The sequence below is a fragment of the uncultured Methylobacterium sp. genome, assembly GCF_964242245.1.
In the GTDB taxonomy this organism is placed as follows: Bacteria; Pseudomonadota; Alphaproteobacteria; order Rhizobiales; family Beijerinckiaceae; genus Methylobacterium.
In genome coordinates this window covers 1-8,066 of sequence record NZ_CAXTBY010000142.1, presented here as the reverse complement: position 1 = coordinate 8,066, position 8,066 = coordinate 1, and the positions used below count along the sequence as shown (strand labels likewise).

The window sequence follows — 8,066 nt, the reverse complement described above, 5'->3', positions numbered from 1 at the left end:
GCAACCGCCCCAGCCACAACCGCAAACCGCTGAGGATGCTCAGGCTGCTCGACGCTCGACCCTCGCGTCGGCGCTATCCGAGGGGACCGATTCGTCCGGCATCGGACGCGGAGCGGACCGACGCAGGATATCCCGGCGCGTCCGGCCGAGCTCGCGCTGAGTCCTGACGGCCTGCTGGCAGGTTTCTTGCTGATAGCCTACGCCCAGCGTTCGCGGGCCAAGTCCTGTCTCAAGCCGCGGAATCGCTGCGGAAGCCAGTGCGATTTGGCATGCATATCCTGGCACGTGCCGCGATCGCATCGCCGTCCCGACTTGAAACCTTTCTTCAAAGTCCGCGTTACCTCCGCCTTCATTTTTATGTTGAGCGCTTCGCGCGAGCGTGCGAGCTTCGTCCCTTAACATCAGCGGACGACGGGGCATGGGCATGCGGCACGCGTTCGTCCAGGCGGCGGAAGCTCTCGGGGGCCTCCGATGGCGCGATGCGGCGCAGCGGACCGGACGGGCCGCGGCGCTCGGCCTCGTCGGCACCATCCTGATGATCGGCGGCGCCTCGACGCAAACCAGACCGGTCGCGTCGCTTCCGGAGACGGGAACGGCCGTCGAGACCGGACCGGCGGCGCGGCCGGTGGTCGCCTGGACCGAATTCTGCCAGCGTCTGCCCGCGGAATGCACGGTCGATGTCGCCGAGCCGGCGTTCATCCCGCTCAACGCGGCGCTCTGGCGGACGCTGAGTGCCGTGAACCGGAGGGTGAACGGCCGCATCAAGCCGGTGACCGATCAGGCCCACTGGGGCGTCGTCGATCGCTGGGACTTCCCCGACGACGGCTTCGGCGATTGCGAGGACTACCAGTTGCTCAAGCGCCGCATGCTGGTCGAGCGCGGCCTGCCGCGGCGCGCCATGCGGATGACGGTGGTCATCGACGAGATCGGCGAAGGCCACGCGGTGCTGATGGTGCGCACCGACCACGGCGACTTCATCCTCGACAACAAGACCAACACGGTCCTGTCCTGGCGCAACACGGGCTACGCCTACATCAAGCGCGAGGGTCAGGACGGAAAGGCCTGGGTCTCGCTCAACGGCGGCAATTCGCCGGTGGCGACGGCCAACCGTTGACGTCGGCCGTCGCGCGGAGCCTCGCCGGCGTACCCCGCTCAAGGACACGGGCGCCATGACACGCGCGGAAGCGGGAGTGGTTGATCGCCGAACCAGCCATCGGCGGCATCGGTCTGCGGATCGCACCCGGTCGCCCGCGGCGCAGGCCCGCCGCGTCCCGCCTCCGTCCGCGGGCCTCAGGCTCCGACGAGCAGGGTCGCCAAGTCGAGGGCGAGCCGGCCCGAGAGCAGGCTCCAGCCGCAGGCGATGATGGTGGCGAGCATCACGAAGGGGATCGGCCGCCCCTCGATCCGCCGACCCCGAACGGTGTTGCGCAGGATGATGAAGGGGGCACTGAAGGCCAGCATCGGCAGCGCCGCGACGGCACCGAGGCCCCCGCGTTCCAGCAGGCTGAAGCTCGCCCGGTGCTCGGTGAACATCTCGAAGGCGCTGGCGAGGAGGCCCGACAGGGCGAGCCCGACGCACAGCGTCCGGATCGCGTCGACGGCTGCGGGGGTGAGTACCATGACGCGCACGCTCCGTATCGAGAACGTGCGTACCCTAACCGGTTCGTTTACGAAATGTTAAGCACGGCTGTGGATTAGCGTTAACCCGTGCGCGGGCGTCCCGCTCGACTCACGCGTCCTCAAGGTCGATGTCGAGGATCGCCATGCGGAACACGAAGGAATCGTCCCCGTCCTCCTTGTCGTCGGAGATCACGCCGATCGATTCCTCACCGATGAAGACCTCGGCCGAATCGCCGGTCTTCATCGCCACGATGCGGATGTTGGTGTTGGAAAACTTGCGGCGCAGGTAGTCCTGCAACTTCGCGACTTCGGGCTTGGTCACGCTGTCGAGCCTTTCGCGTTCTTTGCCGGGCGGGACGCCCGCGAGGAGCCCGCTCCCGGGGGCCACCGCTTGCCACGGCGCCCGCGGTGGGGCAAGCGCGGCGGCCCGAGGCCTCAGATGCCCTCGCCGAGGTGGATGAACTGATCCAGGCTGACGAGTTGGTCCATGGCGCGCGCGGGCTCGGCGCAGCCCGCCGTGCCGACGACCCGGGCCGGCACGCCGACGACCGTGGTGTTGGCTGGCACCGGGCGCAGCACGACCGATCCGGCGGCAACCCGCGCGCACGCGCCGACCTCGATGTTGCCGAGGATCTTGGCGCCCGCGCCGATCATCACGCCGCGGCGGATCTTCGGGTGGCGGTCGGCCCCCTGCTTGCCGGTGCCGCCCAGCGTCACCGCGTGCAGGATCGAGACGTCGTCCTCGATCACCGCCGTCGAGCCGACGACGAGCCCGGTGGCATGGTCGAGGAAGATGCCTCGCCCGATCCTTGCCGCCGGGTGGATGTCGCACTGGAACACCTCCGACGAGCGGCTCTGGAGGTAGAGGGCGAGGTCGCGCCGTCCCCGGCCCCAGACGTGGTGGGCGAGCCGATGCGCCTGGATCGCGTGGAAGCCCTTGAAGTACAGCACCGGCTCCAGGGCGCGGGAGGTCGCGGGATCGCGGTCCATCACCGCGACGATGTCGGCGCGGAAGGCCTCGCCGATGCGCGGGTCCTCGTGGATCGCCTCGTGGAAGGCGTGCGCGATCAGCTCGGAGGACAGCGCCGGATGCCCGAGCCGGGCCGCGACCCGATGAGCGACGGCACCTTCCAGTGTCGCGTGGTTCAGGATCGTGGCGACGATGAACGAGGCGAGTTGCGGCTCCTGCCGCAGAACAGCCTCGGCCTCAGCCCGCAGGCGCGACCAGACCGGATCGCAGGTGCCGGCGATCTCGCCCGCGGCACGGCCGACGGCGGGACTTGCTGTCATGGCTTGCTCCTCGCTCCTCGCTTCCCGCAGCCGGACGGACGAGACATCCTTCCGACTGCGAGGTTGAGGTGATCAACGTCTTCGTCCAGGTCGCGGACCGAAGAAAGGTCGATCCTCGCATGGCTCCAGGTCGACGACCTTCGCCGCCGGTACTCGCGAGCCCTAGCGTGGGGTGGTGGCCCGTCCCGATCAAGGGCATGCCTGGAACGCGGGCCCAACATCGAAGCGCTCAGCCGGCCTGCGGCTGCCGCCCGTCGAAGCGGGCCTCGATCGTCCGCGTAAGGCGGTCCACCATGGTGTCGACGGAAACGTCCGAGGTGTCGACCGTGGCAGAGGCACGGGCATAGAGGGGCTCGCGACTGGCGAGCACCGCGCGAAGCTCCTGCATTGCCGAGGTATGGTCGCCGGTCGTGACGAGGTGGCCCTGGTCCCGCACCCGCTGCATGTGCTCTTCCGGCCTCGCCTTGAGCCAGATCGTGAAGAACGCCTGCAGCAGCAGGTCGTAGGTCAGCGGCTCCGCGACGATGCCGCCGCTGGTCGCCAGGATCAGCGGCCCGGAATGCTCGGTCAACCGGCGCAGGGCCGCCTGCTCCAGCCGCCTGTAACCCTCCTGTCCGTAGATTGCGAAGATCTCCTTGACGGAGAGAGCGTTCTCGCGCTCGATCTCGGCGTTCAGCTCGACGAAGGGCCAGCCGAGGCGTTCGGCGGCGAGGCGCCCTAGGGTGGACTTGCCGGCGCCGCGCAGGCCCACGAGCGCCACGCGCGGTCGCGGCCCGCCCGCCGACCGAACGCCGCCGGACAGCGCCTCCTTCGCGGCCGCGATCTGATCCGGCGAGGCTTGGCCCAGGAGGTCGCGCAGCACCGGCCAGTCCGGCACCGCGTCGCTGCCCGTGATCATGTCGTCGAGCCGCACGCCCATCGCGCCGGCCACCCGCCGCAGCAGGATGATCGAGACGTTGCCCTGCCCGCCCTCGAGCTGCGCGATGTAGCGCTCGGACAGGCCGGACGTCTGCGAGAGCAGCTTCCGGGACAATCCACGCACGGTGCGCGCATGGCGGACCCGGCGGCCGAGTTCGGACAGGAAGAGGGATTCTTGTTCCACCGCGCCGGTCATGGCGTCGTCCGCTTCCCCATTCGTTCCGTGTCGGAGGAGATCCCGATCGGGCCTCTCGACGCAATCAACGCGCCGCGGCCACGGGATGGGAATGGCAGGGCCATGCTCGATCCGAAGCGCGGAGAGTCGGCGCACCCCTGCCCTCGGTGCATTGTGATTCGGCTGAGGCACGCGCGGTTTCGACACGGTCGCGCGACGTGCGCTACGGTGGTCCGCTGTTCTGCCGTACCCGTATGTGTTGCGGTCAAGGCCGGCGGTCAAGCGCCGCGGACGATCGTGGTGTGGGCAACGCGGATCGCCGAACCGCCCGCGCGTCGCGAGCCTACCGATCCGCCGGCAACGCCGTCGCTTCGAGGACGGTGCCGGTCGCAGCGGGTTTGCGGAGGGGAGCGGGCCGGACGAAGGCGGCCAAGCGCTGCGGCGACGGCCGGCGCGGCGGCAGCGGAACCGCCACGGCCTCGGCCACACCGCTACCGGCTGTTGCCGCAGGGGCCTGGAGGGGCGAAGTCTGCCCTGCGGCCTGCGGCGTCAGGGCAATCCCGGAGAGGTCGGCGGCCGGGGTGAGGCTCGCCACCTGCACGGCGCCGGGGAGCGAACCCGGCCGGCGCGGCGGCAACGGCACCGCGACCGCCAGGGCGACCGCCGCGGACTCGGTCCGGCCCGGGATCGCAGCCGGGTCCTCGCCCAGCCGAAGGTCTGCCACCTGCACCGCCTCGCCCCCGCTGAACGCGGCCGGGCGGCGGGGTGGCAACGGCACCTCCACCGTCTCGGCCGGCACCGACGCGGCGGTCGGGGCGTAGGCCAGCGCGGCGTTGGCCGCGGTGACGTTCGGATCGACGACGGGCGCTTGGCCGGTGAACAGGCTCGCCACGGCGCTCGCGGACGCCGCCACCGGTGCCACCACCGCGGCGAGCTCGCTGGGGATGCCCTGGCGCTTGGCGGCGTAGTAGTAGCCGCGATTGTAGTAGCCGTAGGCTCGGCTGAGATCGCCCTGCGCGGTGCGGTAGGCTCCGGCGAGGTAGGCCACACCGTAGCGCAGGTTCGTCTCCGGGTCGTAGAGGCCGGCGGCGTCGCCCTGATACCCGAGGCTGCGCGCCGTCGCCGGCTTGATCTGCATCAGGCCCATCGCACTGCCGCCCCTGGCCTGCGGATTGTAGTTGCTTTCGCGCTTGACCACCGCGTGGACGAAGCTCGCCGGCACGCCGTTGGCCTTGGCATGCTGCTCGATCAGCGCATCGATGTTGTCGCGGGCTCCCTGCGCGATGGCCGGAGCGGCCACGACCGCGAACGCGGCAACGAGGAAGAGGCGGCGTCCATGCATGCGAGGAGACCCGGTCCGGCTTGTTGTTGCCAAGCTAGGTCGGGTTCAATTGAGGCCGGAAAGCGGCCTCGACGCGTTCGCCCGGGGGCAGCGGGACAGCGCCCGCGCCGTGTGCTGCGCGCGCCACACCGCAGATCGCGCGGGGCGTTACCGCACGAGCGGGCGGTCTACCCCAGAAGGGATGGCCCGACGCAACCTCGGAGTTCAGGGCAGGACGAGACGCTCGATCGCCGCCGCGAAGCCATCCGCGTCGTTGGTGCCCGTCACCGCGCCAGCCGCCGCCTTGACCGCATCCTCGGCGTTGCCCATCGCCACGGAGAGGCCGCCGCAGGCGAACATCGCCCGGTCGTTGCCGGCGTCGCCGAAGGTGGCAATCCGCCGAGGTTCGATGCCGAGGTGCCGGGCCATCCAGCCGACGAATCCGCCCTTGTCGATGCCGGGCGGGGTGACGTCGAGGTAGTAGGCCTGGGACCGGTGCACGGTCGCGCGCCCCGCGAGCGCGTCGCCGATCTCCGCTTCGCAGGCCGCGAGGTGACGGTGATCGGCGCTGACGCCGACGATCTTCGACGCCCGCGCGAGCAGCGGTCCGAGATCGGCGACCACGCGCGGTTCCGTCAGCAGGGTTCTGCGCTCGCTGTCGGTGTAGGGCGCATCCGGATCGCGCAGGCACCAGAGCCCGTCGGCGAACACCCAGACGTCGAGGCCTGCACCCGCGAGGCGCGCGGCGGCCTCCCGCGCCGCGCCTTCGGGGATCAGGTGCTCCTCGATCACCGAGAGATCCGGCCCGACGACGGTCGCGCCGTTGAAGGCGCCCATCGGCAGGCGCAGGTCCAGCGCCTCGACGAGGCCGCGCAATCCGATCGGAGGTCGGGCCGAGGCGACCGTGAAGCCGATCCCGGCCTCGCCGAGGCGCGCGACCGCGCGGATCGTAGCCGGGCTCAGCCGCTTGCTCCCGGTGACGAGGGTGCCGTCCACGTCGGAGATCACCAGGGCGATGGGGTCAATGCTCATCGTCCGCTCCGTCCCGGTCCGGCCACGCCCGCATCGCGAACCTGCGCGAGGATGCACGCGACGATCGCCTCGGGCTCGGCGTCGATGGCGACGACGATCGGGTACTCGTCCGGGCCGGGCGGCTCCAGCACTGCGAACTGGCTGTCCAGCAGGGTCGACGGCATGAAGTGTCCGTGGCGCGCGGCGAGCCGTCCGGCGATCAGCGCGCGGCTGCCGTCGAGGTAGACGACCCGCACGCAGGCCGAGCCTCCGGTGAGTACGTCGCGATAGGTCCTCCGCAGGGCCGAACAGACGATCACGCCGGACTCCCCCGCCGCGAGCCGGTGACGAATCCAGACGGCGATCGCGGCAAGCCACGGTGCGCGGTCCTCGTCGTCGAGGGCCGAACCGGCGTGCATCTTGGCGATGTGTTCGGGCGTGTGGAAGCTGTCGCCGTCGACGAAGATCCAGCCGAGGCGCTCCGCGACGAGGGCAGCGATGGTGCTCTTGCCCGAGCCCGACACGCCCATCACCACGAGCACCTGCGGAGGCGGCGTACCAGCTTCGGGACCGGGTTTGGGCAGCGTCACGGGTCGCGGTCTCCGAGCTTGCGCACGCCTTCGGCCTCCCGGATCGGTGCTCGCGCGCGGCATACGGAACGCCTGCGGAGAGCCGGCTGCGCGGGAAGCATCCGCCCAGCGTCCTTCGCGTCGGCCCGCCTCACGCGGCGGTTCGCGCCCCGGCAACCGGACACCAATCCGACGATCGACCGTAGCGCCCGATCGCCCAGGAATTGTGGTCCCGGACCCTCTTGGATGAAATCGTACTCGCCGGGCCGCTCGTTAGCGAGCAGGAACTGGAAGTGCATCCGGAACGGCTTGTTACGGACATGGGCATAGGTCGCGGGCGTCAGGATTCCCCGAACCTGGGCCGAACGCACGATCGGATCGGCGATCGCGCGGCCTTCGAGGGCGAGCGAGGGGTCCAGCACCGCTTGAAGTCTGGGACGTTCATCCAGTCCTGCGGTGCCTGCACGTCGACCCAGACGATGCGGCGCGTCACGACGAGCAGGGCGACTTCGGCCCGGACTCGATCCGCCCGAGGCTGCGCCGCCATCAGGGGCAGGCCGGAGTCGAAGGCCGTCCGCGCTCGTGACCCGGCGCGATCGGGCGGTGGCTCTCGTCGAACCGCTTGGCGTAGCGCACGCGTTCGCGCAGGAAGAGGAGCCGGCAGCGGGTCCGTCCCTCGGGATCGTAGCCGGGGATGAAGAAGACGTGGCGCCGCCGCACCGGGCATCCTGCAGGTCCGGAGGCGTTCAGGGAGACTGCCTCATGGACGTGAGGTTTTCCCCTACCCCAGGCATTTCCTTGCGATGCGGGACGCCTCGCGGCCACGGCGACACGATCCGCCCGCGTCCGTCGAGGCGCCCGGGCCCGTCGAGACCCGCAGTCAAGGTCTTCCCACGGTCCCACCGGCATTCCCAGGCCGCCATCACCGGTCCCGCGCGATGTGCGCAGCGGGGATCGTTCCCGCCGCGCCGGCATGCGGATCGGACTGTGACCCCCCTGCTACGGACACCGGAGCGGGATTGAGCTAGGCGTCGGAGCGGCGGAATCGATTGGCGGTCCTGGATGCGCGTTCTCTACCCGGTCCTGTGCCTTGCTCTCGCGGCGTCGGGCTGTTCTGTTCTGCCTGCGGCGGGGCCGACGGCGCAGGCTGTTGAGGCGGGTG

10 protein-coding genes are annotated in these 8,066 nt (G+C 70.5%); 1 reads left to right on the top strand and 9 read right to left on the bottom strand.

The genetic code is table 11. The annotated features are described in order from the left end of the window. The first annotated feature begins 424 nt into the window (after window positions 1–424). On the top strand, window positions 425–1,114 hold the full coding sequence (locus tag ACFE8Y_RS19505) for a transglutaminase-like cysteine peptidase (protein WP_375466033.1): 690 nt from the start codon (window positions 425–427) through the stop codon (window positions 1,112–1,114). Window positions 1,115–1,290: 176 nt separating this feature from the next. Here ACFE8Y_RS19505 and ACFE8Y_RS19500 read toward each other — a convergent pair whose 3' ends face one another. The 9 genes from ACFE8Y_RS19500 to ACFE8Y_RS19460 all read right to left on the bottom strand — a co-directional run bounded on the left by ACFE8Y_RS19500 (window position 1,291) and on the right by ACFE8Y_RS19460 (window position 7,624). Then, complete coding sequence (locus ACFE8Y_RS19500) at window positions 1,291–1,620, bottom strand: DUF6949 family protein (protein ID WP_375466030.1); 330 nt, start codon at window positions 1,618–1,620, stop codon at window positions 1,291–1,293. Between the two features lie 109 nt (window positions 1,621–1,729). Continuing rightward, complete coding sequence (locus tag ACFE8Y_RS19495) at window positions 1,730–1,942, bottom strand: DUF3126 family protein (RefSeq protein WP_375466029.1); 213 nt, start codon at window positions 1,940–1,942, stop codon at window positions 1,730–1,732. Window positions 1,943–2,055: 113 nt separating this feature from the next. Continuing rightward, a complete protein-coding gene (gene cysE, locus ACFE8Y_RS19490; RefSeq protein ID WP_375466028.1) occupies window positions 2,056–2,910 on the bottom strand; it encodes a serine O-acetyltransferase in 855 nt (284 codons plus the stop codon). A 229-nt stretch (window positions 2,911–3,139) separates the two neighbouring features. Continuing rightward, window positions 3,140–4,111, bottom strand: a complete 972-nt coding sequence (locus tag ACFE8Y_RS19485; RefSeq protein WP_375466032.1) for a helix-turn-helix transcriptional regulator — start codon at window positions 4,109–4,111, stop codon at window positions 3,140–3,142. Between the two features lie 235 nt (window positions 4,112–4,346). Next, the gene (locus ACFE8Y_RS19480) at window positions 4,347–5,345 is read right to left on the bottom strand and encodes a lytic transglycosylase domain-containing protein (RefSeq protein ID WP_375466027.1); all 999 of its coding nucleotides are present in this window, start codon (window positions 5,343–5,345) and stop codon (window positions 4,347–4,349) included. A gap of 204 nt (window positions 5,346–5,549) precedes the next feature. Beyond that, window positions 5,550–6,356: a Cof-type HAD-IIB family hydrolase gene (locus ACFE8Y_RS19475; protein ID WP_375466026.1), complete on the bottom strand. Its 807-nt coding sequence runs from the start codon at window positions 6,354–6,356 to the stop codon at window positions 5,550–5,552. Continuing rightward, window positions 6,353–6,865, bottom strand: coding sequence for a gluconokinase (locus tag ACFE8Y_RS19470; RefSeq protein WP_375466031.1), 513 nt, complete (start codon window positions 6,863–6,865; stop codon window positions 6,353–6,355). The genes ACFE8Y_RS19475 and ACFE8Y_RS19470 overlap by 4 nt, the downstream gene beginning before the upstream one ends. A 56-nt stretch (window positions 6,866–6,921) precedes the next feature. After that, on the bottom strand, window positions 6,922–7,326 hold the full coding sequence (locus ACFE8Y_RS19465; protein ID WP_375466025.1) for a hypothetical protein: 405 nt from the start codon (window positions 7,324–7,326) through the stop codon (window positions 6,922–6,924). 124 nt (window positions 7,327–7,450) lie between these two features. Further along, on the bottom strand, window positions 7,451–7,624 hold the full coding sequence (locus ACFE8Y_RS19460; protein WP_375466024.1) for a hypothetical protein: 174 nt from the start codon (window positions 7,622–7,624) through the stop codon (window positions 7,451–7,453). Window positions 7,625–8,066: the final 442 nt, after the last annotated feature.